The organism is Pseudomonas sp. MG-9, assembly GCF_018729515.1.
In the GTDB taxonomy this organism is placed as follows: domain Bacteria; phylum Pseudomonadota; class Gammaproteobacteria; order Pseudomonadales; family Pseudomonadaceae; genus Aquipseudomonas; species Aquipseudomonas serboccidentalis.
Window position 1 is genome coordinate 1 of sequence record NZ_JAHHZH010000013.1, and the last position, 26417, is coordinate 26417.

Here is a 26417-nt window from a genome sequence, read left to right on the forward strand (position 1 = left end):
TGGGCACTACCGGCAATTATGAGATTTTACCCGTCGAAAAAGGCGGCACCGGTGGCAATGACCAGCCAACAGCACGAGCTGGTCTGGCTGCCGCGAAGAGTGGTGCCAACAGCGACATCACCGAACTTAATGCCGTAACCAAGGCTCTCACCGTTGCGCAGGGCGGGGTATCGAAAGGCTACATCGAGGGGCTCAACTTCACATGGGTGTCCGGCACACAACTCAGCATTTCCCCCGGCGCGGCGTACATCCCGGGGCTTAGCCGGCCACTTGAAGTCGCAAACACGCTCACTATCAGCATCGCCAGCGGGAGCCTGGCAGCTGACACCTTCTACTACCTGTACCTCTACAGCAATGCCGGCACTCCTACTCTCGAACTGAGTTCAACAATTGCCGACACCTACAACGGGGGCACAGCCCGGCAAAAATCCGGAGATCCGAGCAGGCGATTCCTTTTTTCGGTTCGAACTGGTAGCGGAGGTAACTTTCTGAAAACGGTACAAAACGGCGACCTTTTGGAATACCGTAACACCTTGAATGCGTCACCATATCGCGTCGTTGCTGGTAATTCGTCGACAAACCCTTACACCGTCTATCTGATAACGATTGTGCCGCCCATCGCCAAAAGTGCATTGGTTAGCTGTCATAACGCTACGGCTGGCAGTGGGGGGCCGGTTATCTGGATTACCGATTATGAGTTTCAGTACCTGCCTATCAGAGGAATCGATAGCTCAACCCGGCAAGTGCTCAGACTTCCTCTAGTAAACCTTAGTTTTGTGTTTTTCCTTTCCTCGTCTGGTGGAAGCGCGAACTTTGACATTGTCGGTTACAGTGCGGAGCGGTAAGCATATGAATGGATTTGTGATCACAGAAGTTTCGTGGGCGCCTTACACAGAAGATCGTGGAGTGCTAGACGGTGAAACATTCGTTGAGCAGATTCCTCAATGGTTGATTGATAACCTGGCGAGGATCGAAAGAGAACGAGAAAACAGAAGTGAACTCTCTGCCCGCATGGAAGCCGCCGGCAGTATCATTCAGCCTCTGCAGGACGATTTTGATATCGAAGAGATATCGGAGGAGAACTTGGCTAGGCTGAAAGCCTGGAAGAAGTACCGCAGTGCACTTGGTAAAACTCCGGAGCGAATGGGCTGGCCAGAACAGCCAGACTGGCCATTAGCTCCGGTGGATTAATAAAGTTATGCGGTTGCTCCGATAATTTTATCGGATGCTGTCCGGCCGCGAGCAATAAAGCGTTTTTCAAGCAGTCTGTAGGAGAGATCCGCTAGGATCGCGCAAAGGATCGATGATAGAACGGCAACCATAATGATATCGCCTCCATTAAGCTCTCGGTCGTAGATCGACTGTAGCGAGTGCGAAACGAGCCTGAAACCTATTCCATGAATGAGGTAAAGGGAATAAGAGCGTGAGGCAATCCAAAGAACAACTGGATTATTCTTAATAGATGAGGAAAAAAATCCCTGGTCGTAGGACGCTAGCCAGACGATTACTCCGCAGGCGGCTGCGATGAGGCCGGTGTGGAATGAAGCAATTGTACCAAGCCCCATCGCCGGTATTGATGCGACCAGCGCGGAGGCGATGATTATTCTAACGGGAGCAAATTTCATGAAAGTTGGTGTGAGCTTTTTCATAATTGGGGCGTCGTAGGCCAATGCAACGATGACCCCCCAAAGAATTGCGTCAGTCCTGACGTACCAAAGAGCTGAGCCAATCTCGCGCTGTAGCGGAAACTGTAGGGCGATGGCAGCCAAGCAGAAGGCAATGCGGTGGCGTTTTATAAAGAAAAAAACAATCGGTAGCGCAATGTAGAATTGCTCTTCAAGAGATAGAGACCAATATTTTCCATTTATTCCGCATTCTGAAAACCCATGAGAGCAATAATAGGCGAACCAATTTTGCACGTAGAATATTTGTGCGATGGTCTCTTTAGTGTTTGCGGAAACTGTTTTGAAATAACCAAATTGGTAAAGTGTGGCAGCGAGAAATATACTGGTGAAAAGCCAGAACCATGAAGCTGGTATTAGTCTGAAAAATCTTCTTACCCAAAAGGCTTTAATTCCTGACCAGTATTCATTGGTGTTGGATGTTGATAGCTGGTCTCTGATGCTTTTTGTTATCACGAATCCGGAAACGGCGAAAAATATATCAACGCCCGGCCAGAAGCTCACATAGGTATTCAAAACTTTTAATGAGTTTGGCATTGCTGGAAGCAGAAAAGGTAGATGGGCGATGATTACGAAAATTATCCCTATCGCCCTTAATACTTCTAATTCGTTATTTTTTTTCATTTCGGGCCCCGCAAAATAAACAGCGTTAAAAAAGTAAAAAATAAGCGCGGGATTGTATCGGTGAATGTCCTGATATTCCACTCAAAACGCGCTTTATCCGAAATGGACTTGAATACATACCCAATAGCTGCCCGCCACTGAGCGGGTATTTTTTTACCTGGAGAATAGTGATGCCTGTAACCGAAAAAGACCGCGACATCCTCGCTCGCACAATCTGGGGCGAGGCTCGCGGCGAAGGGACGGCCGGCCAAGTGGCCGTGGCCTGGACGATCCACAACCGTGTGTTTGATGGAAAGGAAAAGTCTTGGTGGGGCGAGGGCTATGCCGGCGTTTGCCAGAAGCCGTATCAGTTCAGCTGCTGGAACAAGACCGACCCGAACTATCAGTTCCTGATTGGCGTGAAGGAAATCCCGTTTCGCGAGCTGGCGCAATGTCGGATCGCTGCTGACCAGGTGATCGACGGCAAGGTGCCAGATCCCACCGGCGGCGCCACGCATTACTACGCCACCAGCATCGAGGCGCCAGCTTGGGCGGCGAAGGCGAAGCAGACCCTCAAGCTGGGCGGGCACGTCTTCTTCAAGGATGTGCCGTGATGGTCGTTCCGTGGAAGACGGTGGGCGCAGTGGTGCTGGTGCTGATCGGTGCCGGCAGCGCCTGGCAGTTTCAGGACTGGCGCTACGGGAAGCAATTGGCCCAGCAAGCCCAGCAGCACGCCGAAGCCCTCAATCAACTAACCCAGGCCGCCGCCACCGCGCAGCAGACCGAGCAGGACAAACGGCTGGCGCTCGAGCAGCGGCTGGCGGCCAGTGAGCAAACCCACTTCAGGAAAATGACCGATGCCCAACGTGACCAAGATCGCCTGCGCGATCGTCTTGCCACTTCTGATTTGCGGTTGTCAGTCCTCCTCGACACAACCGACGCTGCCAAAGGCTGTGGGGTGCCAGCCACCGCCGGTGCCGGCGGCGTGGATCATGCAGCCGTACGCGCCCGACTTGACCCAGCGCATGCTCAACGAATTATCGCCATCACCGACATCGGCGACCGGGGATTGATCGCGCTGCAGGCGTGCCAAGCATATGTGAAGGCTGTCAGCTCTCCCGCTCACGCGCCTCCATGAGCAGGCGCTGATTCTCAAGGAAGAGGTAGTCACGCTGATCGGACACGCGCATAAGGCTGTTCACCTGTCCAAGTAGTTCGCCTCGTTCGCTTTGGAGTCGCGCAGCATCAGCTGCAGATTTCTTGAGTGCGGCTTCTGCTTTGGCTTTGCCAGCAGACAATTCATCGTTCATCTCGACGAGTTTGAATATCCGCTCCCTGGCTTGGCGCAGCTGCAGGTTCAGTTCCTCGAACTCATTTTCGTAGAGGGCGAGCTGGTGCCGGCAAGTTTCGAGCGGCGTCGGGCATCCGAGCCAGTCGTCGGTTTCTTCTATATAGAGGGGATCCACGGATGGCGCCTTTGCTGTGTACTGTTTGGATATACAGTAATCGAGGCGCAGAAGGTGGGCGAGGGTGAGGCGACGAGCTGTAGGATTCTGGATTGGTTTTCGTCGGCAGGACGCCGGGGAAGGGTGAAACACTGTAGGAAAATACAGCGCTAAGTTGTTGATTATTATAGGTGGTAAGGGCGATTTTTTACCCTGTGAATTTATGGCTGTTTCCCTTTAGTATCAGAGACTTACGTGCATTCAGAAGTCACCTTGACATGGTGGGGGTCGTTGGTTCGAGTCCAATCGCGCCTACCAAACAAAATCCGCTCTGCTGGGCGGTCTAGAAGGGCTCACCGAGAGGTGGGCCCTTTTTTGTTGTCTGCGATTTACCCAAGGCCTTGCTCCAGTCGCTTTCATCGACGCCTTCGCATCTGTCGTTACCCTGAGCGCTTAGCGTGTTTCGAAATAACACGGCCTGCTCATATAATTTTCTTTCCTTTTTTTGATCCGTTAAAAAAGTGTGGATATTTAAGGGGTTACCGGTATTTTTAACCGGTCGGTTATCAAAAAAATGTTGTTGCTTATCGTGAACTTCAGTAACATTCGCCCCGCGTTCACCACCACGGTTTATGCATTTTTAAATCCCAAGCTTCCATCAGCTGCTTGGGATTTTTTTTGCCTGCGATTTGGCGAATCGCGCTTTCTGTTTCCCTGCTTCCTGCGCGAGGCCTTCCAGCCCCACCATTGTGTGCAGGCGTAACCGAGTTTTTTCGACTACTACTGACTGGCGTTTTCCAGGGCTTTCTCAAAGGAGTTCGTCGATGCTGGTTCACTGGTTTCTTGCTGCTGTCCATCTACTGGCTTTTGCCTTGGGCTTCTGGGCTGTGTTGACCCGTGGCACGGCGTTCAGTCGTCTGGCTGCTGGTGTCGGCGAAGCGAGGCAGGTTTTGCTTGCCGATAATCTATGGGGGATTGCCGCGCTGGTGTTGCTGGTAACCGGTGGCATGCGCGCTTTCGGCGGCTTTGAAAAGGGCGCTGACTACTATCTGCATCAACCGCTGTTTCATTTGAAGATGACGCTGTTCGTGCTGATTCTGCTGATAGAGCTGGCGCCGATGATCACGCTGGTCAAATGGCGGATCGCATTATCGCGAGGCAAGGCGCTCGATACCGGACGTGCAAAGCTGTATGCGCGGATCAGTCACGTCGAGGCGCTGCTGTTGGTGCTGATGGTGATTGCAGCCACCGGCATGGCGCGAGGCGTGACGTTCGGCTAACAGGGAGCAATTCTCTGTGTTCTCTCGGAAATGTCTGACAGCCAGGCTGGGCAGCCGCAGGTAGTATCGCGCTGCAAGAGGGGGAGGGAGGCGAATGAAGCGCAGGGGAGGGTGTATCAGGCGCCGTGCCCAGTGGACTGGGGCGCGTATGGCAAGTACGGCGCGTGAATCTTTAGCCAGTCATTACGCAGAGCAAACGAACTGGCTACTGACTGCGATGCGGCTCAGGGAGTTTGTGGCTTGTCCGGGGCGGTCAGGCCAGCCTGAATGCGCTGATAAATCTCTTCACGGTGTACGGCAACGTTTTTCGGGGCGTTGATGCCGATGCGGACTTGCTGACCGCTTACGCCGAGGATGGTGATCGTAATGTCATCACCAATGTTTATGCTTTCACCGACTTTGCGGGTGAGTATCAGCATGGTCTTCTCCTTGATTGCTTTGTAGGGCACCTGATTCAGACAGTGCAGAGGTCGGTGGTACGTATAGATTAGTGCGAAGTCTCACGGTTTGGGTGCCTCTTTCTGACGTGCAGATGCGGCATTAATTCCCAGGGCGTAACTATACAGAGGCTGCAATCATCAATCTCGTTGTTTTGTGCCCATTTTGCGGGCCTCGCGAAGTATTTATGAATGTTAAGATCGCCGCTTTGAGATTTTCGAGGAAAGCGTTGTGCGCAAATTGGTCTGGATGGTCGCGGCACTGGCATTGGCAGGATGTGGTGAAGGCAAGAGTGTAGACGTGCAGAAGCCGAAAACGGCCGTTGCGGCCGCACCTGCGGCTGCGTCCGCTCCGCAGTGGGACCTCGAAGTACGCGGCGAAACGCCTCAGGCTGTCAGCGACCTGAGTGGCTGGTTGATCGAGCACGCTTTCGTGCCGACCGTGATCAAGGACAGCAGCGGCAAGACGCGGATCCTGATTGGCCCGTTCAGCTCCCAGGCCGAGGCTGAAGCGCGCAAGGTGCAAGTGGATGCAGCGTTGGTGAAGGCCAAGAAACAGAACGTCGAGTCGGTGATCGTGGAGCATCCGCTCGCACCGTAAGCAGCACATTCGGCGGAGCGGCCTAAAGGAGATCGCAGGCGACTCGTCTTATACGAGTCAATCACGATTTTTTGCAGGAGCTCCGCATGGCTTCCATCGCTCCCTACAAGCTCTTCAATGCGGTTCTGCACCGCAAGACGCTGGTAAGTCCGCACATGATGCGGATCACGCTCGCCGACCCTTCGATCAGCGGCATGGCCACCTGGGCGCCGGACCAGCGTGTCAAATTGTTCTTCCCTGCCGAAGACGGATCGCCTGCAAGGCTCGCGCAGGAGGAGGGTTGGTACGCGCGTTTTCGTTCGATGCTCGCGAGCCGTCGACCGGCAATGCGAACTTACACCCTCCGTCATTTGCGCGCCGAACAAGGCGAAGTCGACATCGATTTTGTCCTGCATGGCGAGACCGGTCCCGCTTCGCGCTGGGCGCTGCATGCGCAGCCGGGCGCGTCGATGCAGATTCTCGCTCCCGACAGCGGTTTCTCGGCACAGGACGCTGGCGGGTTCGAATGGAAGCCACCGCAGGTGCTCAGGCAGGTGTTGCTGGTGGCCGATGCCACGGCATTGCCGGCAGCCATGGGCATTCTCGAAGAGTTGGCCGCCATGGCCGAACCGCCCCGGACTCAGGCGTACTTTGAAGTGGACAGCGTGCCAGACATGCTCCCGGTGCCAGACTGGCCTGGGCTGTCGGTGCAGTGGCTGGTTCGTGATCAGGCGCCGGCAACCTTCGCTGGAGCGCTGATGGTGCAGGCGGTGCAGCAAGCCTTCCTGCCGGCCGATGATCCATCAGTCGGTCAGGCTGCCGAACTGGCTGAGGTCGATATCGACAAAGACATTCTCTGGGAGATCGCCAATACCGCCCCTGAAGGATTCTATGGCTGGATTGCCGGAGAAAGCGCGGCGGTCATGCAACTGCGCAAGTACCTGATCAAGGTGTGCGGGATCCCGCGCGACTCGCTCAACCTGATGGGGTATTGGCGCCACAACAAGCCAGGCAGCTAGGCACAAAAAAGGCCTCGAACACCACGTTCGAGGCCTTTTCTTTTAGTGGGACAATCAACCGCAGGCTTTCAGATTCACGGGGCCGACAAACTCATTGCCGCGTCCCATCACGCACGCCACGCTCTGGTTGCGCTGGCGTTCCCAGTCTTGCACCGGGTAAGTCTTGTCCCATGCCTCATATAGCTGCCGATCCTGTTTCGACAGGCGCAAACCGTACTGCTTGCTCATGTAGAAGTAGGTGCGAGCGATCATGCCGCGAATCGACGGGCGGGGCATGACCTTTTTGGCCTTGAAGTCGACCTGGGTCAGGCAGGAACCGTATTGGCCGGATTGCACCGGTAGCCAACCATAGCTGAAGTTGCTGCGGTCACCGTTGACCTCGCCGATGCTCGGCACCAGGTTATGCAGGTCGGCTTCGGCTTTCTGATAGCCCGGGTCATAGCGCGTGCAGTTCTTGCGCCCGCCCGACTGCCAGCATTGGCGCTGATGGCCGAACTCCCACGCCGGCACAATGTGTTCCCATTCAATGCGCGAAGCGCGCTTGGCATTTTTGCGCGGCACGTAGCCGCAAGCCTTCAAGTCCACCTTGTTGCCGGTGTACTTGCACCCGCAGTAAAACTCGGTGGATTGTGGCGCATACAGTTTCCAGGCGACCTTCTTGGCTTCGGTAAAGGTGCGAGGCGCACCGGCCTGGGCACCACACGCGATGAACAGCAACAGCAAAGCAAAACAGCGGACACTCATTGAATCAATCTTCCTTCGGCACAACCCAAAAAATCTGCACGCCGCCATCGTCGCGATAGGCGAGTGTGACGTTGTCGTTCTCGTCGATTTCCTCGAGCAGTTGCTCCCAGGCATCCATCGGCTCGTCCGGCAGACGGAAGATCAGTGCGGCTTTGGCTTTTTGTGCGGTGGGAGAATTGATGATTTTCTGAACGCGCATGCCCATGCGTTCGTAAGCGTCAGGAGCATCAGGAGTGGTGGCCACGAGGTTATCCTTATTAAGCTGTACGTGCATACAGTATTTAACTGTAAGCATTTTCGCAACTGCTTAAAATTCAAGAAAATCCTCTGACAGCGCTTTTCCGGTTTTGGTGTAAGTCGGGTCGATTATTTTGTGCGAAAAAGTCGCGCTCAGCGTAGGTGGCAGTACCACCCGCCGCGCGGGCGAGTGGTGAGCAAGCTGCCCGACCCGGAAAGGGTCAGGCGAGGGTCAATCAATATTCCCAGAACATCCGTTGCAGCTCTTTGCTGTCGTTGGTTTTGGTCAGGGCGACCATGGCCAGGATGCGGGCTTTTTGCGGGTTCAGATCGTGAGCGACAACCCAGTCGTACTTGTCGTCAGGCTGTTCGGCGTTACGCAGGACGAAACCCCCGGCGTTGACGTGGGACGAGCGGATGATCTGCACGCCATCTTTACGCAGGGCCTGCAGGGCTGGCACTACGCGCGAAGATACCGAACCATTGCCGGTACCGGCATGGATGATGGCTTTGGCGCCGGCCTGGGCCAGAGCCTTGTAGGCAGTGTCGTCGACGTTGCCGTAGGAATAGGCGATTTCTACGTCAGGCAGGCTCTTGATGTTTTTGATGTCGAATTCCGAATCCATGGTGTGACGCTTGGCTGGCAGGCGGAACCAGTAGGATTTGCCTTCAACCACCATGCCCAGCGGACCCCAAGGGCTTTTGAACGCCTCGGTCTTGATATTGATCATCTTGCTGACGTCGCGACCGGACTGGATTTCATCGTTCATGGTCACCAGCACGCCTTTGCCGCGCGCTTCTTTGCTGCTGGCGACGGCAACGGCGTTATACAGGTTGAGCATGCCGTCCGCCGACATGGCGGTGCCCGGACGCATCGAGCCGACCACGATGATCGGTTTGTCGGTCTTCTCGACCAGGTTCAGGAAGTAGGCGGTTTCTTCCAGGGTGTCGGTGCCGTGGGTAATGACAATGCCATCGACGTCCTTGCTATCGGCCAGTTCGGACACGCGACGGCCCAGTTGCAGCAGATTGTCATTGGTGATGCTTTCGGAGGCGATCTGCATGACTTGTTCGCCACGCACATTTGCCAGTTTGCTCAGTTCCGGGATGCCGGCGATCAGTTGTTCAACGCCGACCTTGGCTGCTTGATAAGTGGCACTGTTGGCCGCGCTGGCGCCAGCGCCGGCAATGGTGCCACCCGTGGCGAGTACCACGACGTTGGCGAGTTTGGTCTGGGTTTCGACTTCTTTAGCCTGAAGAGCGGTCGGCAGGAGCAGGAGGAGGGCCAAAGCGCCCGGTACCAAGGTGTTGAAAGCAGATTTCATTATTTTTCTCTCTAGTAGTGAGACGGTGCTGATGCAGGTTCATCTAGATGCGCCCCGAGCCCATCTGAATGCTCGGGGTGCAGGCTAGGGAGCAGGATCTGTACCAGCCGTACTTTGCTTCAGAGAAATGTTTAACCTCATGATTTATATCAAGTTTTTATAAGCTGGCAAACCAAGGGACGCATCGCTCATCCGGGTTTCCGAACATTGGAAGCTTTCGCGTTCGGCTTACCGAAAGGGACTACAGCTCCTGGCGAACGAAACAGCTTGCCGGTTTCAGTTTTTCTGCTAAAGAAACCCGTCTGCAGGCCGATGGGTGTTCAAGGAAACGCTAATTTAGGGAGTTCACATGTCACTGACGATCGGTCTTTCAAATCCCGGCGCAGTCACCATTGGCGGTAAAACCGCCGCGACGATCAAGGCGATGAATCAGGCGGAAGCGGATGCTTCTGCCGAAGCGCTGGGCGTCGAAAAGGAACCGAGCAAAGAGGTCAGAACCGGTGGTCCTGCGCAAGAAGCCAACAAGGCTGATAGCGCTGACAGCGGCGATAGCCTGAACGTCACCGTCAAAATGTTGCTCAAGCGGATGAAGGAGCTGCAAAAGCAACTGCAGGAGCAACAACAGCAACTGGCGGCGGCTCAGGCTGCGAGCTATCCGACACCGGAGGCCAAGTCGCAGGCAGTCATGTCCATTCAGGGGCAGATCGCGCAAACCAGCGGGGCGCTGATGGAGGTCTCGGCTGCGCTGCTCAAGGAAATGTCCAAGGGTTCCACCAGCGGCAGCATGGTCAACACCACGGCGTGAGCATCGAAGGGGCGAATCGGCGGATACGCCCCGTAATCAATACCGATTTCTGATTGTTGACAAACGTCGGCTGGATTCGCATAGTTCGGTCTACGCAAACGTTTGCGCGGCTTTCCCGATGCAGTATTGCCCGGAAGAAAGCGATCAAGCTTACGCCAGCGCGAGCGTTGCTCACAATAATCATAAGATCGGAGTGAACCCATGAAGCTGCCATTTGCTGGACGTCTTCTTGCTGTCGCTATGCTGGCTGCTGCAGCCGCCGCACTACCTGTCTCTTCGGCCTTCGCCGAGTCCCCGGAAAAACCCAAAGTCGCGCTGGTCATGAAATCCCTGGCCAACGAATTCTTCCTGACCATGGAAGATGGCGCCAAGGCCTACCAGAAAGAACACTCCGCCGATTTCGACCTGATCTCCAACGGCATCAAGGACGAGACCGATACCGCTGGCCAGACCCGTATCGTCGAGCAAATGATTCTGGCGAAAGTCAATGCGCTGGTCATCGCACCGTCCGATTCCAAGGCCATGGTGCCGGTGATCAAGAAAGCCGTCGATGCCGGTATCACCGTGATCAACATCGACAACCAGCTCGACCCGCAGATCGTCAAAAGCAAGAACATCAGCGTGCCATTCGTAGGCCCGGACAACCGCAAGGGTGCGCGTCTGGTCGGTGAGTACCTGGCCAAGAAACTGAAGGCCGGTGACGAAGTCGGCATTATCGAAGGCGTGTCCACCACCACCAACGCCCAGCAGCGCACCGCAGGCTTCAAGGATGCAATGGAGGCGGCGCAGATCAAGGTGGTCTCTTTGCAATCCGGTGACTGGGAGATCGACAAGGGCAACAAGGTTGCCGCGTCGATTCTCAGCGAATACCCGGATGTAAAAGCACTGCTGGCGGGTAACGACAGCATGGCCGTCGGCGCCGTTTCTGCGGTGCGTGCTGCCGGCAAGGCGGGGCAGGTGCAAGTGGTCGGCTACGACAACATCAACGCCATCAAACCGATGCTCAAGGATGGCCGTGTACTGGCGACTGCCGATCAGTTCGCCGCCAAGCAGGCGGTGTTCGGTATCCAGACCGCACTGAAAATCCTCAAGGGCGAGAAAGTCGACAGCGGTGTCAATGGCGTGATCGAAACGCCGGTCGAGCTGGTCACCCAGTAAGTCTTCTGGCGACACAACGGCGCTCGTCCGTCCGGGCGAGCGCATGGAGAGTTTTTTATGTCAGTTTCCGCCCCGAACGCTGTCCTCTCGGTCAGCGGTATCGGTAAGACCTATGCGCAACCGGTGCTCACAGGCATCGACTTGACGCTGATGCGCGGTGAAGTGCTGGCGCTGACCGGCGAAAATGGTGCCGGTAAAAGCACGCTGTCCAAGATCATCGGTGGTCTGGTCACGCCAACCACGGGCCAGATGCAGTTTCAGGGCAAGGACTACCGCCCGGGCAGCCGTACCCAGGCTGAAGAGCTGGGCGTGCGCATGGTCATGCAAGAACTCAATCTGTTGCCGACCCTGTCGGTGGCGGAAAACCTGTTTCTCGACAATCTGCCGAGCAACGGTGGCTGGATCAGCCGCAAGCAATTGCGCAAAGCTGCTATCGAAGCCATGGCTCAGGTCGGCCTCGATGCCATCGATCCAGACACTCTGGTCGGCGAGCTGGGTATCGGGCATCAGCAGATGGTCGAGATCGCGCGCAACCTGATCGGCGATTGCCATGTGCTGATTCTTGATGAGCCAACGGCGATGCTCACCGCCCGTGAAGTGGAAATGCTCTTCGAGCAGATCACTCGCTTGCAGGCGCGCGGTGTCTCGATCATCTATATCTCCCATCGTCTTGAAGAGCTGGCGCGAGTCGCGCAACGCATTGCCGTGCTGCGTGATGGCAATCTGGTCTGCGTCGAGCCGATGGCCAACTACAACAGTGAGCAACTGGTCACCTTGATGGTCGGTCGCGAACTGGGCGAACACATCGACATGGGTCCACGCAAGATTGGTGCGCCGGCCCTGACGGTCAAGGGGCTGACCCGCTCCGACAAGGTGCGCGATGTTTCCTTCGAAGTGCGTGCCGGCGAGATCTTCGGGATTTCCGGGCTGATCGGGGCCGGACGCACGGAATTGCTGCGGCTGATTTTCGGCGCCGATCTGGCCGACAGCGGCACGATCGCTTTGGGTTCGCCGGCGCAGGTGGTCAGTGTGCGTTCCCCGGTTGATGCGGTGAACCATGGCATTGCCTTGATTACCGAAGACCGCAAGGGCGAAGGCCTGCTGCTCAGTCAGTCGATCAGCGCCAACATCGCCTTGGGCAACATGCCGGAAATTTCCAGGGCCGGGATCGTCAATAACAGCGACGAAACCTCCCTGGCGCAGCGCCAGATCGATGCCATGCGCATCCGCAGTTCGAGCCCCACCCAGCTGGTGTCGGAACTGTCCGGCGGCAATCAGCAGAAAGTGGTGATCGGTCGCTGGCTGGAGCGCGATTGTTCGGTGCTGTTGTTTGACGAGCCGACCCGTGGCATCGACGTGGGTGCCAAGTTCGACATCTATGCCTTGCTTGGCGAGTTGACGCGTCAGGGCAAGGCGCTGGTGGTGGTCTCCAGTGACCTGCGCGAGCTGATGCTGATCTGCGACCGGATCGGTGTGCTGTCGGCAGGGCGTTTGATCGATACCTTCGAGCGCGACAGCTGGACTCAGGATGATTTGCTTGCCGCCGCGTTCGCCGGCTACCAAAAACGTGATGCGTTGCTCAATGAAGCGGCGCCTAGGGAACTCCCATGAAAACTGCATCTTCTGCCGGCAAACGTAGTGGCAATTTCTACGGTCTGGGCACCTATCTGGGCCTGGCCGGTGCCTTGTTGGCGATGGTGGCGCTGTTCTCGGTGATGAGCAGCCACTTTCTGTCCTATAACACCTTCAGCACCCTGGCCAACCAGATCCCCGATCTGATGGTGCTGGCGGTGGGCATGACCTTCGTGTTGATCATTGGCGGCATCGATCTGTCGGTGGGTTCGGTGCTGGCGCTTGCCGCCTCGACGGTCAGCGTGGCGATTCTCGGTTGGGGCTGGAGCGTGTTGCCGGCCGCGTTGCTCGGCATGGCGGTGGCGGCACTGGCCGGTACGGTCACCGGGTCGATCACCGTGGCGTGGCGGATTCCGTCGTTCATCGTTTCGCTGGGTGTGCTGGAAATGGCGCGGGGCCTGGCGTACCAGATGACCGGTTCGCGCACCGCCTACATCGGTGACTCGTTTGCCTGGCTGTCGAACCCGATCGCCTTCGGTATTTCGCCGTCGTTCATCATTGCCTTGCTGGTGATCTTCATTGCGCAGGCCGTTCTGACTCGCACGGTGTTCGGGCGCTACCTGATCGGTATCGGCACCAACGAAGAGGCCGTGCGTCTGGCCGGGATCAACCCCAAACCGTACAAGATTCTGGTGTTCAGCCTGATGGGGTTGCTGGCCGGCATCGCCGCACTGTTCCAGATTTCCCGTCTGGAAGCGGCAGATCCGAATGCCGGCTCCGGCCTGGAGCTGCAAGTGATCGCTGCCGTGGTCATCGGCGGGACCAGTCTGATGGGCGGGCGCGGCTCGGTGATCAGTACTTTCTTTGGTGTGTTGATCATCTCGGTACTGGCTGCCGGCCTGGCGCAAATCGGTGCGACTGAGCCCACCAAACGCATCATCACCGGCGCGGTGATTGTCATCGCGGTCGTGCTTGATACCTATCGCAGTCAACGCGCCAGTCGACGGGGCTAAGTCATGGCAACGATCAAGGATGTGGCGGCGCTCGCAGGGATTTCCTACACGACCGTCTCGCATGTGGTGAACAAGACGCGCCCGGTCAGCCAGGAAGTGCGGCTGAAGGTCGAGGCGGCCATCAAAAGCCTCGACTACGTGCCCAGTGCCGTGGCGCGCTCGCTGAAAGCCAAGACCACTGCGACCATTGGCTTATTGGTGCCCAACAGCCTAAACCCGTATTTTGCCGAGTTGGCTCGGGGTATCGAGGATTACTGCGAGCGTAACGGCTACTGCGTGATCCTCTGCAACTCTGACGACAACCCGGAAAAACAGCGCAGCTATTTACGAGTGCTGCTGGAGAAACGCATCGACGGTCTGATCGTCGCTTCCGCCGGTGGCGACATCGGCCTGGCGCAAGGGTTGGCTGGCGTGAAAACGCCGATGGTCATTGTCGACCGGGGGCTGGAAGGCGTGGATGCGGATCTGGTGCGCATCGACCATGAATATGGCGCGTATCTGGCGACCCGGCACCTGCTGGAGCTGGGGCATCGCGACATCGCCACCATCGGCGGTCCGTCGAGTACCAGCGTGGCGCAAATGCGTCAGGCCGGTTTTTGCCGGGCATTGAAGGAGGCGGGCATCAAGGTGCGCCCGGAGCGCATGCTGGAAAGCGATTTCACCAGCACCGGCGGCTACAACGCAGCAGCGATCCTGCTCGAAAGCCGCCCACCGAGCGCGATTTTCGCCGGTAACGACATGATCGGTATCGGCGTGCTCCGTGCGGCGGCCGAGCGCAATGTGCGGGTGCCGAGCGAGCTGTCGGTGATCGGCTTCGACGATATCCAGATGAGCCGTTATGTGTACCCGGCGCTGACCACAGTCGGCCAGTCGATCTTGCAATTGGGGGAGATGGCTGCCGAAGTGTTGCTGCGAAGAATTGCCACCCCGAGCCTGGTCACCGATCAACGGATCGTGACCCCGAGTATTGTCTTGCGCGAATCGACTGCGCCGCTGTCCGGCGTATTCACCGAGTACCGCTGAAACCGAATTGACGAGTAGCGATGTATGCCAGCAAATGTAGTGGTAATAGGCAGCCTGAACATGGATCTGGTGACCCGGGCACCGCGGCTGCCCAAGGGCGGTGAAACGCTGATCGGTCATTCCTTTGCCACGGTGTCCGGCGGCAAGGGCGCCAATCAGGCGGTGGCCTCTGCGCGCCTGGGTGCACAGGTCGCGATGGTCGGCTGTGTTGGCAACGATGATTACGGGGTGCAATTGCGCGACGCATTGCTGGCCGAGCAGATCGATTGCCGGGCGGTGAGCACGGTGGAGGATTCCAGTGGGGTGGCGCTGATCGTCGTGGACGACAACAGTCAGAACGCCATTGTGATTGTCGCCGGCGCCAACGGTGCGATGACGCCTGGGGTGATTGACCGCTTTGATGCCGTGCTACAGGCCGCCGATGTGGTGATCTGTCAGCTCGAGATTCCGGATGCAACGGTGGGCCATGCGCTCAAGCGTGCGCGTGAGCTGGGCAAGACAGTGATCCTCAACCCGGCACCGGCCAGTCGTCCGCTGCCGGCAGACTGGTTTGCGGCGATCGACTACCTGATTCCCAACGAAAGCGAAGCCGCTGCGTTGAGCGGGTTGCCAGTGGATTCGCTGGAAACCGCTGAAAGCGCGGCCAGCCACCTGATTGCCATGGGCGCAGGCAAAGTCATCATCACCCTCGGTGCGCAAGGCTTGCTGTTCGCCAATGGACAGGGGTTCGAGCATTTTTCGGCACTCAAAGTGAAAGCGGTCGATACCACGGCAGCGGGGGACACCTTCGTTGGCGGGTTTGCGGCGGCGCTCGCCAGTGGCAAGTCCGAGGCCGAAGCCATCCGTTACGGGCAGATTGCTGCGGCGCTGTCTGTGACCCGGGCCGGTGCGCAACCTTCCATTCCAACCATGTCCGACGTACAGGCGTTCAAAACCGCATGAAAAAGACTCCTTTGCTCAATGTCGCCTTGTCGCGGCTGATCGCCTCCCTGGGGCATGGCGACATGGTGGTCATCGGTGACGCCGGGCTGCCGGTGCCGCCGGGTGTTGAATTGATCGATCTGGCGCTGACTCACGGCGTTCCGGATTTCATCAGCACCCTGAAAGTCGTGCTCAGCGAGATGCAGGTGGAAAGCCATGTGCTGGCCAACGAAATTCTCGACAAGCAGCCGACGGCGTTGAGCTCGCTGGATGAGTTGCAAGAAGAGGGCGTCCTCGGTCGGCGTGATCTGCTGACTCATGAGCAATTCAAGGTACTCAGCCGACAGGCACGGGCGATTGTTCGTACAGGCGAATGTCAGCCGTACTGCAACATCGTGCTCGTGGCGGGAGTTACCTTCTAATCGGGGTTTCGCCCCTTAAATTTTCATAAGCACAAGGAATGCGCCATGCACCGCTACGCTCAAAAACTGCACCAATTGCTTCGGAGTCTGCTGCTTTTGTCTTTTATCTCCGCCACCGGCGCTCAGGCCGCTGAAAAGATCGATCTGATCATCGACACCGATCCGGGTGCTGACGACGTGGTCGCCTTGCTGTTTGCCCTGGCATCGCCGGAGGAACTGAACATTCGCGCATTGACCACCGTGGCCGGCAACGTGCGGCTCGACAAGACCTCGCGCAACGCGCGCCTGGCTCGCGAGTGGGCAGGGCGCGAGGACGTCCCGGTCTACGCCGGCGCGCCAAAGCCGCTGATGCGCACGCCGATCTATGCCGAGAACATCCACGGCAAGGAAGGCCTGTCGGGTGTTACGGTGCATGAGCCGAAAAAAGGCCTGGCCGAAGGCAATGCGGTCAACTACCTGATCGACACCCTGAAAAAGGCTAAGCCGCACAGCATCACCATCGCCATGCTCGGCCCGCAGACCAACCTGGCGCTGGCGCTGATCCAGGAACCGGAGATCGTTCAGGGCATCAAGGAAGTGGTGATCATGGGCGGTGCGCACTTCAATGGCGGCAACATCACCCCGGTGGCCGAGTTCAACCTGTTTGCCGACCCGCAAGCGGCAGAAGTGGTACTCAAGAGCGGCGTGAAACTGACCTACTTGCCGCTGGACGTGACCCACAAGATCCTCACCAGCGACGCCCGCCTGAAGCAGATTGCTGCGCTCAACAATAATGCGAGCAAGATTGTGGGCGACATTCTCAATGAGTACATCAAGGGTGATATGGAACACTACGGTATTCCGGGTGGCCCGGTGCATGACGCTACCGTCATCGCCTACCTGCTCAAGCCAGAATTGTTCACCGGCCGTTCGGTGAATGTCGTTGTCGATAGCCGTGAAGGGCCGACTTTCGGCCAGACCATTGTCGATTGGTACGACGGCCTGAAGGCACCCAAGAACGCCTTTTGGGTTGAAAATGGCGATGCGCAGGGTTTCTTTGACTTGCTGACCGAGCGTCTGAAACGCCTGAAGTAAATCATTCGCCCGCAGGTGCCAGCCTGCGGGTTTTATCCCTTCTTTGCGTGTTCATGGTCGACCTGTTCGGTCGGGTAACGCTCGAAAATCTGCTTTATGAATTGCTTGGCCGCTTCAGTGCCCAACTCTTTGACCAATAGATCGATACCAATCAGCGCCAGTTCTTCGGTGTTTCCCGGGCTGTAAGAGCTGTGTCCGTCTGCCCATTTGGCTTTGATGTCGGCGTCGATGCTGATGGTGGTCATGAGGGCGCTCGAAAAATCGGAAGATCTTGGAGTTGAGTTAACCACTTTGGCGGGCGTTTGGCACTGCGACTTAGGCATGAGCGCGCCGCTATGCGACACTTGGTCTTTTCCGGCTGATCCAAGGAATGCGCTGTGCAGATTGATTTGAACGCCCCCGACGGCCTGACACTCGAGGCGGTGCGCCAGTTGCTGGCCTCGGCCAGCGATGATGTGCACACGCAGCTGCGCGTGACCAAGGGCGGGATTGCCTATATTTCTTCGGGCGTGACGGGTGGCCAGGACATTGACGGCCTATTGTTTCGGCTGGAGACCTGGGCCAAGGGTTCGGGTTATGTAGGCAACGTCGCGGCCAGTGATGAAGTCTGGGTCATGCAGATTTTCAATGCGCTCAAGGACAACTGGCCGAATCCACCGCTCGACTACATCGACATCTACTGAGCTTGGTTAATATTCGGTGACGATTGTCTGAGGATGCATTGCCCGCTGTTCAGGCAGACTCAGCGTTTTTCCGGATCGTGGGGCAGGGTGATGGCACTCGCTGTGAAACCAAACGCCGGATTGGCGGTCGCACGATCTCAGCTTAACCATTTGAAAGAAGGAGGCTTCATGCCTTTGAAGTTCGCGTCTCTGGGTGCACTTATGGCCGTTGCCATGTTGGCCGGTTGCAGCACAACCTCCAGCGAGTCGGCAAAGGATCCTGTGGCGACCGATGCCGGTCATAGCCGCTGTGAAGCAAAGGCAGCGGAATTTGCCATTGGTAAAAAGGCTTCGCCTGAGCTGCTGGATCAAGCTCGCGCCAAGGCTGGCGCGCAAAATGCCCGCTTTCTCAAGCCGACCGACATGATCACCCTGGAGTATCGTTCCGATCGCCTGAACCTGAACACAGACGCCAATCTGGTGGTCACCCGCGTCAACTGCGGCTGATCACAGAAAGCTTTTGTTGCAGGCATAAAAAACCCCGTCACATGGACGGGGTTTTTTTAGTGCGCCGGGAAATTACTCTGGGCGAACTTGTGCAGCTTGCATACCCTTTTGGCCTTTCTCAGCCACGAAGGAGACGGTCTGGCCTTCTTTCAGGCTTTTGAAACCGTCGGATTCGATAGCTTTGAAGTGTACGAACAGGTCGTCACCGCCACCTTGAGGAGTGATGAAGCCGAAGCCTTTTTCATCGTTGAACCATTTAACGGTGCCGGTTTGGCGATTAGACATGGTGTATCTCCAAGAAACATATATTTTCAGTAGTACTGTGCTGCTCAGGCCAACTGGGCACACCCGGGTATCATAGTCGAAATGTTCGCTTTGGTAGCCCCCTGGACGTGCTGTTTGCTTTCATATTGCATTCATTTCAGTCTCTAAAATGTCTGCAGGCCCCGGTTTCAGAGGCTTTCAGCCGAGATTCAAGGGCGTAAAAAAAGCTATAAAACCTGCGTAAATTATCGAAATCAGGGTCTTTTTGGCGGTTTTAAGGCTGTCGCAGACCCGAAAAAGCAATCGTCAGCGCTTATTTCTGCACTCGGCAAACCGAGATTTCTTTCAGTGCGCGCTGACCCAGTTCTGCAGTTGGCGGCGTTTTTGGATCCATGAGTTGCGAGATTTCCTGCGTGGTGAATTTCTTCTCTAAAACATCTGCGCCGCATGCGCAGTGCTTGTTCGCTTCGGCCGGGTTGACGCTTTTACTGGCTGCGCTGGTGCAGTCGTTCATGTATTTGTCTTTGACGCCAGCAGGCCACGCAGCGTTGGCGCTCAGCGGCAGCAGCAGGGCCAGCGGGGCCGCGAAAGCAAAAAGTCGGATAAGGCGCATGTCTGAAACTCCTTGGTGTGATATCGGCGACGATTCTCAGCCTATTTGAGGCAAAGCGTATATCCCAAGTTCACTTCGCGCCGCAAAAATGCACAAATCTTCAGCGCTGCAAATCGTTCGAGTCGATGACCGCTCATCTGTGCTAGCATGCCGGGCTCAAGCGCTCTCAGGCTCCGGACGGCCTTCAGCCCCGGCAGCGGTCAGCGTGCGAACATTCTGATTTGAATCCCAGTCACTCTGGTTCGGTTTTCCGGTTGGCCGCAAGGCTCCTGCCGCTGTAAGGCAGGCGTTCGTCATTGAATGGCCTGGATCGGATCTTGTACTGGCTCATCCCAACCCACGTGACCTTTGGTAGGGGTCACCACTAGGAGAGGAGGCGCCATGCCAACTATTACTCTTCCCGACGGCAGTCAACGTTCATTCGATCACCCGGTTTCCGTAGCCGAAGTCGCCGCATCCATTGGTGCAGGCCTGGCCAAGGCCACCGTGGCCGGCAAGGTCAACGGCAAGCTGGTCGACGCCTGCGACATCATCGACAGCGACGCGACGCTGCAAATCATCACGCCAAAGGATGAAGAGGGGCTGGAGATCATTCGCCACTCTTGCGCGCACCTGGTTGGCCATGCGGTCAAGCAGCTGTACCCGACGGCCAAAATGGTCATCGGCCCGGTCATCGACGAAGGCTTCTATTACGACATCGCCTTCGAACGTCCTTTCACGCCAGACGACATGGCCGCCATCGAACAGCGCATGCATCAGCTGATCGACAAAGATTACGACGTCATCAAGAAAGTCACTCCGCGCGCCGAAGTGATCGAAGTGTTCAAGGCCCGTGGCGAAGACTACAAGCTACGCCTGGTCGAGGACATGCCGAATGAACAGGCTATGGGCCTGTACTACCACGAAGAATACGTCGACATGTGCCGCGGTCCGCACGTGCCGAACACCCGCTTCCTGAAATCCTTCAAGCTGACCAAGTTGTCCGGCGCCTACTGGCGTGGCGATGCCAAGAACGAGCAATTGCAGCGCGTTTACGGCACAGCCTGGGCTGACAAGAAGCAGCTGGCGGCTTACATCCAGCGCATCGAAGAAGCGGAAAAGCGCGATCACCGCAAGATCGGCAAGCGCCTGGGCCTGTTCCACACCCAGGAAGAAGCGCCGGGCATGGTGTTCTGGCACCCGAACGGCTGGACCCTGTACCAGGTGCTCGAGCAGTACATGCGCAAGGTGCAGCGTGACAACGGCTACCTCGAGATCAAGACCCCGCAAGTGGTCGATCGCAGCCTGTGGGAGAAATCCGGGCACTGGGCCAACTACGCCGACAACATGTTCACCACCGAGTCGGAAAGCCGCGACTACGCCATCAAGCCAATGAACTGCCCGTGCCACGTGCAGGTGTTCAATCAGGGCCTGAAGAGCTACCGCGAGCTGCCGATGCGCCTGGCCGAGTTCGGTGCCTGCCACCGTAACGAGCCGTCGGGTGCGCTGCACGGCATCATGCGTGTACGTGCGTTCACCCAGGACGACGCCCACATTTTCTGCACCGAAGAGCAGATGCAGGCTGAATCCGCTGCGTTCATCAAACTGACCATGGACGTTTACCGCGACTTCGGCTTTACCGATGTCGAGATGAAACTGTCCACTCGTCCGGAAAAGCGCGTCGGTTCCGACGAATTGTGGGATCGCGCCGAAGCGGCACTGGCTGCAGCCCTTGATTCCGCGGGCCTGCCGTACGATCTGCAGCCGGGTGAAGGTGCGTTCTACGGTCCGAAGATCGAGTTCTCGCTGAAAGATTGCCTCGGCCGCGTGTGGCAGTGTGGTACCTTGCAGCTCGATTTCAACCTGCCTGTCCGTCTCGGCGCCGAATACGTCTCCGAAGACAACAGCCGCAAACACCCGGTGATGCTGCACCGTGCGATCCTCGGTTCGTTCGAGCGTTTCGTCGGGATTCTGATCGAGCACTACGAAGGTGCGTTCCCTGCGTGGCTGGCGCCAACCCAGGCAGTGATCATGAATATCACTGATAAACAGGCAGATTTCGTCGCCCAGGTTGAAAAAACTCTCAACGAAAGCGGATTTCGTGCCAAGTCCGACTTGAGAAATGAAAAGATCGGCTTTAAAATCCGCGAGCATACTTTGCTCAAGGTTCCCTATCTTTTGGTTATCGGAGATAAGGAGGTCGAGATGCAGACTGTCGCTGTGCGTACTCGTGAAGGTGCTGACCTGGGCTCGATGCCCGTCGCCCAGTTCGCTGAGTTTCTCGCGCAAGCGGTTTCCCGGCGTGGTCGCCCAGATTCGGAGTAATTATTATTAAGCGTGAAATGAGACAAGATAAACGAGCTGCACCGAAAGCCCCGATCAACGAGAATATCTCGGCACGCGAGGTTCGGTTAATTGGCGCTGATGGCGAGCAGATTGGCATCGTCTCGATTGATGAAGCGCTTCGTATTGCTGAAGAAGCAAAGCTTGATCTGGTAGAAATCTCTGCTGACGCAGTCCCACCGGTTTGCCGGGTGATGGACTACGGCAAATCGATCTTCGAAAAGAAGAAGCAGATTGCAGCGGCGAAGAAAAACCAGAAGCAGATTCAGGTAAAAGAAATCAAGTTTCGTCCAGGGACGGAGGAAGGGGATTACCAGGTAAAACTGCGCAACCTGGTACGTTTCCTGAGTGACGGGGACAGGGCCAAGGTATCCTTGCGATTCCGCGGCCGTGAGATGGCCCACCAGGAGCTGGGGATGGAACTCCTCAAGCGGGTTGAAGCTGACCTGCTCGAGTACGGTTCGGTCGAACAGCATCCTAAGATGGAAGGACGCCAGCTGATCATGGTCATCGCCCCGAAAAAGAAGAAGTAATCAACAGGGCACGGCAGGCCTTCTGATTATGTTTATCAACTGAATGCGGAGTATCCGAACATGCCAAAGATGAAAACCAAAAGTGGTGCTGCTAAGCGGTTTCTGAAAACTGCTAACGGTATCAAGCACAAGCACGCTTTCAAGAGCCACATCCTGACCAAAATGTCGACCAAGCGTAAGCGTCAACTGCGCGGTAGCAGCTTGCTGCATCCGTCTGACGTGGCAAAAGTCGAGCGCATGCTGCGCCTTCGTTAATTTTTGGATCAAGAATAGAGGAAGTAACTCATGGCTCGTGTAAAGCGTGGCGTCATTGCCCGTAAACGTCACAAAAAAATTCTGAAACTTGCTAAAGGCTACTACGGTGCACGCTCTCGCGTATTCCGTGTTGCCAAGCAAGCGGTAATCAAGGCAGGCCAATACGCCTACCGTGACCGTCGTCAGAAAAAACGTCAGTTCCGCGCTCTGTGGATCGCTCGTATCAACGCTGGTGCTCGTGTTAACGGTCTGTCCTACAGCCGTTTCATCGCTGGCCTGAAAAAAGCGTCCATCGAGATCGACCGTAAGGTTCTGGCTGATCTGGCAGTGAACGAAAAAGCGGCGTTTGCTGCGATTGTCGAGAAAGCTAAAGCCACCTTGGCTTAAGTACCCCCGACAGTCACCCGGCCTCACCTCTGTGGGGCCAGGTGTTAAACGTCATAAATAGGGGAAGAGCCTTCAAGCTCTTCCCCTATTTTGTATCTGGAGTCTGTACATGGAAAACCTGGATGCGCTGGTCTCTCAAGCACTAGAGGCTGTGCAAAGCGCTGAAGATATCAATGCCCTGGAGCAAATCCGGGTTCAATACCTTGGCAAGAAGGGTGAATTGACTCAGGTGATGAAGACCCTGGGGAATTTGCCGGCAGAAGAGCGTCCGCAAGTCGGGGCCCTGATCAACGTTGCCAAGGAACGTGTCACAGGCGTTCTCAATGCGCGCATGGCTGTGTTTGAAGAAGCCGAACTGGCTGCCAAACTGTCTGCCGAATCCATTGACGTGACGTTGCCGGGCCGTGGCCAGACCTCCGGTGGTCTGCATCCGGTGACCCGGACTCTGGAACGTGTCGAACAGTTCTTCACCCGCATTGGCTACGGCATCGCCGAAGGCCCTGAGGTCGAAGACGACTACCACAACTTTGAAGCGCTCAACATCCCAGGTCATCACCCGGCCCGGTCGATGCATGACACCTTCTATTTCAATGCGAACATGTTGCTGCGCACCCATACCTCGCCGGTACAGGTCCGCACCATGGAGTCCAAGCAACCGCCGATCCGCATCGTCTGCCCGGGCCGTGTGTATCGCAGCGACTCCGATATTACCCACTCGCCGATGTTCCACCAGGTCGAAGGCCTGCTGGTCGATCGCGACATCAATTTCGCCGATCTCAAAGGCACCATCGAAGAATTCCTGCGGGTGTTCTTCGAAAAAGAGCTGGCCGTACGTTTCCGTCCTTCGTACTTCCCGTTCACCGAGCCATCCGCTGAAGTCGACATGGAATGCGTGATGTGCAGCGGTAAAGGCTGCCGCGTCTGCAAGCAGACCGGCTGGCTGGAAGTGATGGGCTGCGGCATGGTGCACCCGAACGTGCTGCGCATGTCCGGCATCGACCCGGAAGAGTTCTCCGGCTTTGCCTTCGGCATGGGCGTCGAGCGTCTGGCGATGCTCCGTTACGGCGTGAACGACTTGCGTCTGTTCTTCGACAACGACTTGCGGTTCCTCGCGCAATTTCGCTAGTCGTAACGAATTCTTAGGAGAGCAGGATGAAATTCAGTGAACAATGGCTGCGTGGCTGGGTTAGCCCGCAGGTAAGTCGCGACGAGCTGGTTGCTCGTCTGTCGATGGCGGGCCTGGAGGTCGATAGCGTGACCCCGGCCGCCGGTGTATTCAGCGGCGTGGTGGTGGGCGAGGTGCTGAGCACCGAGCAGCACCCTGACGCCGACAAGCTGCGTGTGTGCCAGGTCAGCAATGGCGCGGAAACCTTCCAGGTCGTATGCGGTGCGCCAAACGTGCGTCCGGGCCTGAAGATTCCGTTCGCCATGATCGGCGCCGAGCTGCCGGGCGACTTCAAGATCAAGAAGGCCAAGCTGCGTGGTGTCGAGTCCAACGGCATGCTCTGCTCGCAAACCGAGCTGCAGGTCGGTGAGGGCAACGACGGTCTGATGGAGCTGCCGGCCGATGCGCCTGTGGGCGAAGACTTCCGCGTGTATCTGGACCTGGAAGACGCCAGCATCGAGGTCGACCTGACCCCGAACCGTGGCGACTGCCTGTCGCTGGCCGGTCTGGCCCGTGAAGTCGGCGCTCTGTACGCTGCTCCGGTCACCCGTCCGGTGGTCATGGCCATTCCAGCCGTGCACGACGAAGTGCGATCGGTAGAAGTGCTGGCGCCAGCCGCCTGTCCGCGTTACCTGGGCCGCGTCATCCGCAACGTCGACCTGTCCAGGCCAACCCCGCTGTGGATGGTTGAGCGTCTGCGCCGCGCCGAAGTACGCAGCATCGACGCTGCCGTCGACATCACTAACTATGTGATGCTCGAGCTGGGTCAACCGCTGCATGCCTTCGATCTCGCCGAAATCAATGGCGGCATCCGTGTGCGCATGGCGGAAGAGGGCGAGAAACTGGTTTTGCTCGACGGTCAGGAAGTCAGTCTGCGTAGCGATACGCTGGTGATCGCCGACCACACTCGTGCGTTGGCGATTGCCGGCGTGATGGGTGGTGAGCACAGCGGTGTGTCTGCGACCACGCGCGACGTATTCCTTGAGTCGGCGTTCTTCGATCAGATCGCTGTGGCTGGCAAGGCACGTTCCTACGGCCTGCACACCGACGCTTCGCACCGTTACGAGCGTGGCGTGGACTGGCAACTGGCCCGTGAAGCCATGGAGCGCGCCACTGGCCTGCTGCTGGAAATCACTGGTGGCGAAGCCGGTCCGATCATCGAGACCGTCAGCGAGCAGCACCTGCCGTCGATCGCGCCGATCACCCTGCGTGCTCAACGCATCACCCAGATGCTGGGCATGGAAATGGATTCGGCTCAGGTCGAGCGTCTGCTCAGCGGCCTGGGGCTGAAAATTACCGCTGACGGAGCAGGGCAGTGGCGCGTAGACGTGCCAAGCCACCGCTTCGACATCAGCCTGGAAGTCGATCTGATCGAAGAACTGGCTCGTCTGTACGGTTACAACCGTCTGCCGGTTCGTTACCCGCAAGCGCGTCTGGCGCCACAAGCCAAGACTGAAGCGCGCAGCGAATTGCCTGAGCTGCGTCGTCTGTTGGTAGCCCGTGGTTATCAGGAAGCGATCACTTACAGCTTCATCGATCCGAAGCAGTTCGAACTGTTCAGCCCAGGCGTCGAGCCGCTGTTGTTGGCCAACCCGATTTCCAATGACATGGCCGCCATGCGTTCGTCGCTGTGGCCCGGTCTGGTCAAGGCGTTGCAACATAACCTGAACCGTCAGCAGGATCGCGTGCGTCTGTTCGAAAGCGGTCTGCGCTTCGTCGGTCAGCTGGAAGGCCTGAAGCAAGAGCCGATGCTGTCGGGTGTCGTGTGCGGCAGCCGCCTGCCGGAAGGCTGGGCGCAAGGTCGTGACACGGTCGATTTCTTCGACGTCAAGGCTGACGTTGAAGCCGTGCTGGGTTTCGCCGGTGCTCTGGATACCTTCACTTTCGCCCCGGGCAAACACCCGGCGCTGCACCCGGGTCAGACCGCGCGCATCGAACGTGACGGGCGTGAAGTCGGCTTTATCGGCGCAATCCACCCTGAATTGTCCAAAGCCTTGGGTCTGGATCGTCCAGTCTTCGTCTTTGAGCTGGTTCTGGCGGAAGTGGCAGCCGGAAAAATGCCGCAATTCCACGAGTTGTCGCGCTTTCCTGAAGTGCGTCGTGACCTTGCCCTGATCGCGCACAAAGACGTCGCGGCCTCGGCAGTGCTGGACGTAATCCGTGAAAATGCAGGCGAATGGCTCACGGATCTCAGGCTGTTTGACGTGTATCAGGGTAAAGGTATTGATCCTGATAGAAAAAGCCTTGCAGTTGGCTTGACCTGGCAGCATCCATCGCGCACTCTTAATGACGATGAGGTGAATTCGACGACGCAAAATATCCTCACCTCGCTCGAACAAAGGTTGAACGCCACGTTAAGGAAGTGACGT

Annotated in this window: 31 protein-coding genes and 1 pseudogene; 23 read left to right on the plus strand and 9 right to left on the minus strand. The window is 57.1% G+C overall.

The window, feature by feature from the left end; genetic code table 11:
* Nucleotides 1-845, plus strand: a pseudogene (locus KKQ10_RS26815) (hypothetical protein); the annotation flags it as partial.
* 4 nt (nt 846-849) lie between these two features.
* Nucleotides 850-1191, plus strand: a complete 342-nt coding sequence (locus KKQ10_RS26820) for a tail fiber assembly protein (RefSeq protein WP_215502817.1) — start codon at nt 850-852, stop codon at nt 1189-1191.
* Between the two features lie 5 nt (nt 1192-1196).
* Here KKQ10_RS26820 and KKQ10_RS26825 read toward each other — a convergent pair whose 3' ends face one another.
* The gene (locus tag KKQ10_RS26825; protein WP_215502818.1) at nt 1197-2387 is read right to left on the minus strand and encodes an acyltransferase family protein; all 1191 of its coding nucleotides are present in this window, start codon (nt 2385-2387) and stop codon (nt 1197-1199) included.
* An 89-nt stretch (nt 2388-2476) separates the two neighbouring features.
* Here KKQ10_RS26825 and KKQ10_RS26830 point away from each other — a divergent pair, with 89 nt between their 5' ends.
* Both KKQ10_RS26830 and KKQ10_RS26835 read left to right on the plus strand, forming a co-directional pair.
* A complete protein-coding gene (locus tag KKQ10_RS26830) occupies nt 2477-2899 on the plus strand; it encodes a cell wall hydrolase (RefSeq protein ID WP_215502819.1) in 423 nt (140 codons plus the stop codon).
* A complete protein-coding gene (locus KKQ10_RS26835; RefSeq protein WP_215502820.1) occupies nt 2899-3423 on the plus strand; it encodes a lysis system i-spanin subunit Rz in 525 nt (174 codons plus the stop codon). The genes KKQ10_RS26830 and KKQ10_RS26835 overlap by 1 nt, the downstream gene beginning before the upstream one ends.
* On the opposite strand, the gene KKQ10_RS26840 is transcribed toward KKQ10_RS26835, so the two are convergent.
* Complete coding sequence (locus tag KKQ10_RS26840) at nt 3395-3751, minus strand: hypothetical protein (RefSeq protein ID WP_353844757.1); 357 nt, start codon at nt 3749-3751, stop codon at nt 3395-3397. The two genes, KKQ10_RS26835 and KKQ10_RS26840, sit on opposite strands and share 29 nt — an antisense overlap.
* Before the next feature lie 803 nt (nt 3752-4554).
* Between KKQ10_RS26840 and KKQ10_RS26845 the strand changes: the two genes are divergently transcribed.
* The gene (locus KKQ10_RS26845; protein ID WP_215502821.1) at nt 4555-5010 is read left to right on the plus strand and encodes a DUF2214 family protein; all 456 of its coding nucleotides are present in this window, start codon (nt 4555-4557) and stop codon (nt 5008-5010) included.
* Nucleotides 5011-5234: 224 nt separating this feature from the next.
* Here the strand turns inward: KKQ10_RS26845 and csrA are convergent, their stop codons facing one another.
* Nucleotides 5235-5429: a carbon storage regulator CsrA gene (csrA, locus tag KKQ10_RS26850; protein WP_003179932.1), complete on the minus strand. Its 195-nt coding sequence runs from the start codon at nt 5427-5429 to the stop codon at nt 5235-5237.
* Between the two features lie 250 nt (nt 5430-5679).
* Between csrA and KKQ10_RS26855 the strand changes: the two genes are divergently transcribed.
* Nucleotides 5680-6048 carry an SPOR domain-containing protein gene (locus tag KKQ10_RS26855; protein WP_215502822.1) on the plus strand — a complete coding sequence of 123 codons (369 nt, stop codon included), beginning with the start codon at nt 5680-5682 and terminating at the stop codon, nt 6046-6048.
* Nucleotides 6049-6134: 86 nt separating this feature from the next.
* Nucleotides 6135-7046, plus strand: coding sequence for a siderophore-interacting protein (locus tag KKQ10_RS26860; RefSeq protein WP_215502823.1), 912 nt, complete (start codon nt 6135-6137; stop codon nt 7044-7046).
* 54 nt (nt 7047-7100) lie between these two features.
* Here the strand turns inward: KKQ10_RS26860 and KKQ10_RS26865 are convergent, their stop codons facing one another.
* The 3 genes from KKQ10_RS26865 to KKQ10_RS26875 form a co-directional block, all read right to left on the minus strand.
* Nucleotides 7101-7790 (minus strand): endonuclease, encoded by a 690-nt coding sequence (locus tag KKQ10_RS26865; protein ID WP_127650446.1) that lies wholly within the window; start codon nt 7788-7790, stop codon nt 7101-7103.
* A gap of 4 nt (nt 7791-7794) precedes the next feature.
* Nucleotides 7795-8085, minus strand: coding sequence for a DUF1654 domain-containing protein (locus KKQ10_RS26870; protein ID WP_215502824.1), 291 nt, complete (start codon nt 8083-8085; stop codon nt 7795-7797).
* Nucleotides 8086-8263: 178 nt separating this feature from the next.
* Nucleotides 8264-9352: an asparaginase gene (locus KKQ10_RS26875; protein ID WP_127650448.1), complete on the minus strand. Its 1089-nt coding sequence runs from the start codon at nt 9350-9352 to the stop codon at nt 8264-8266.
* Nucleotides 9353-9701: 349 nt separating this feature from the next.
* Here KKQ10_RS26875 and KKQ10_RS26880 point away from each other — a divergent pair, with 349 nt between their 5' ends.
* From KKQ10_RS26880 to KKQ10_RS26915, 8 genes are all read left to right on the plus strand, one after another.
* A complete protein-coding gene (locus KKQ10_RS26880) occupies nt 9702-10157 on the plus strand; it encodes a hypothetical protein (RefSeq protein ID WP_215502825.1) in 456 nt (151 codons plus the stop codon).
* A 201-nt stretch (nt 10158-10358) separates the two neighbouring features.
* Nucleotides 10359-11315: a sugar ABC transporter substrate-binding protein gene (locus KKQ10_RS26885; protein WP_127650451.1), complete on the plus strand. Its 957-nt coding sequence runs from the start codon at nt 10359-10361 to the stop codon at nt 11313-11315.
* A gap of 57 nt (nt 11316-11372) precedes the next feature.
* Nucleotides 11373-12926 carry a sugar ABC transporter ATP-binding protein gene (locus KKQ10_RS26890; protein ID WP_127650453.1) on the plus strand — a complete coding sequence of 518 codons (1554 nt, stop codon included), beginning with the start codon at nt 11373-11375 and terminating at the stop codon, nt 12924-12926.
* Complete coding sequence (locus tag KKQ10_RS26895) at nt 12923-13900, plus strand: ABC transporter permease (RefSeq protein WP_025111208.1); 978 nt, start codon at nt 12923-12925, stop codon at nt 13898-13900. Before KKQ10_RS26890 ends, KKQ10_RS26895 begins: the two co-directional genes overlap by 4 nt.
* Before the next feature lie 3 nt (nt 13901-13903).
* Nucleotides 13904-14923 (plus strand): LacI family DNA-binding transcriptional regulator, encoded by a 1020-nt coding sequence (locus KKQ10_RS26900; RefSeq protein WP_127650455.1) that lies wholly within the window; start codon nt 13904-13906, stop codon nt 14921-14923.
* Between the two features lie 24 nt (nt 14924-14947).
* Complete coding sequence (gene rbsK, locus KKQ10_RS26905; protein WP_215502826.1) at nt 14948-15865, plus strand: ribokinase; 918 nt, start codon at nt 14948-14950, stop codon at nt 15863-15865.
* On the plus strand, nt 15862-16266 hold the full coding sequence (rbsD, locus tag KKQ10_RS26910; protein ID WP_215502827.1) for a D-ribose pyranase: 405 nt from the start codon (nt 15862-15864) through the stop codon (nt 16264-16266). The genes rbsK and rbsD overlap by 4 nt, the downstream gene beginning before the upstream one ends.
* Nucleotides 16267-16311: 45 nt before the next feature.
* Entirely contained in the window at nt 16312-17340 is a 1029-nt protein-coding gene (locus KKQ10_RS26915; protein ID WP_127650460.1) for a nucleoside hydrolase, read from the plus strand.
* A gap of 32 nt (nt 17341-17372) precedes the next feature.
* Here KKQ10_RS26915 and KKQ10_RS26920 read toward each other — a convergent pair whose 3' ends face one another.
* A complete protein-coding gene (locus tag KKQ10_RS26920) occupies nt 17373-17585 on the minus strand; it encodes a hypothetical protein (protein ID WP_127650462.1) in 213 nt (70 codons plus the stop codon).
* 132 nt (nt 17586-17717) lie between these two features.
* Here KKQ10_RS26920 and KKQ10_RS26925 point away from each other — a divergent pair, with 132 nt between their 5' ends.
* Together KKQ10_RS26925 and KKQ10_RS26930 are read left to right on the plus strand one after the other, a co-directional pair.
* On the plus strand, nt 17718-18023 hold the full coding sequence (locus KKQ10_RS26925) for a hypothetical protein (RefSeq protein ID WP_127650464.1): 306 nt from the start codon (nt 17718-17720) through the stop codon (nt 18021-18023).
* Nucleotides 18024-18191: 168 nt separating this feature from the next.
* On the plus strand, nt 18192-18509 hold the full coding sequence (locus KKQ10_RS26930; RefSeq protein WP_102356741.1) for an I78 family peptidase inhibitor: 318 nt from the start codon (nt 18192-18194) through the stop codon (nt 18507-18509).
* 72 nt (nt 18510-18581) lie between these two features.
* Here KKQ10_RS26930 and KKQ10_RS26935 read toward each other — a convergent pair whose 3' ends face one another.
* Together KKQ10_RS26935 and KKQ10_RS26940 are read right to left on the minus strand one after the other, a co-directional pair.
* Entirely contained in the window at nt 18582-18794 is a 213-nt protein-coding gene (locus KKQ10_RS26935) for a cold-shock protein (protein ID WP_003179963.1), read from the minus strand.
* A 292-nt stretch (nt 18795-19086) separates the two neighbouring features.
* Nucleotides 19087-19386: a hypothetical protein gene (locus tag KKQ10_RS26940; protein WP_127650466.1), complete on the minus strand. Its 300-nt coding sequence runs from the start codon at nt 19384-19386 to the stop codon at nt 19087-19089.
* Nucleotides 19387-19767: 381 nt separating this feature from the next.
* Here KKQ10_RS26940 and thrS point away from each other — a divergent pair, with 381 nt between their 5' ends.
* The 6 genes from thrS (at nt 19768) to pheT (ending at nt 26414) form a co-directional block, all read left to right on the plus strand.
* Nucleotides 19768-21690 carry a threonine--tRNA ligase gene (gene thrS / locus KKQ10_RS26945; protein ID WP_007961251.1) on the plus strand — a complete coding sequence of 641 codons (1923 nt, stop codon included), beginning with the start codon at nt 19768-19770 and terminating at the stop codon, nt 21688-21690.
* Nucleotides 21690-22241, plus strand: a complete 552-nt coding sequence (infC, locus tag KKQ10_RS26950; protein ID WP_170929410.1) for a translation initiation factor IF-3 — start codon at nt 21690-21692, stop codon at nt 22239-22241. Before thrS ends, infC begins: the two co-directional genes overlap by 1 nt.
* A 60-nt stretch (nt 22242-22301) precedes the next feature.
* Nucleotides 22302-22496, plus strand: a complete 195-nt coding sequence (rpmI, locus tag KKQ10_RS26955; protein WP_002553160.1) for a 50S ribosomal protein L35 — start codon at nt 22302-22304, stop codon at nt 22494-22496.
* A gap of 30 nt (nt 22497-22526) precedes the next feature.
* Complete coding sequence (gene rplT, locus KKQ10_RS26960; protein WP_002553161.1) at nt 22527-22883, plus strand: 50S ribosomal protein L20; 357 nt, start codon at nt 22527-22529, stop codon at nt 22881-22883.
* Nucleotides 22884-22992: 109 nt separating this feature from the next.
* Entirely contained in the window at nt 22993-24009 is a 1017-nt protein-coding gene (gene pheS, locus KKQ10_RS26965; RefSeq protein WP_127926600.1) for a phenylalanine--tRNA ligase subunit alpha, read from the plus strand.
* Nucleotides 24010-24035: 26 nt separating this feature from the next.
* Nucleotides 24036-26414, plus strand: coding sequence for a phenylalanine--tRNA ligase subunit beta (pheT, locus tag KKQ10_RS26970; protein ID WP_215502828.1), 2379 nt, complete (start codon nt 24036-24038; stop codon nt 26412-26414).
* Nucleotides 26415-26417: the final 3 nt, after the last annotated feature.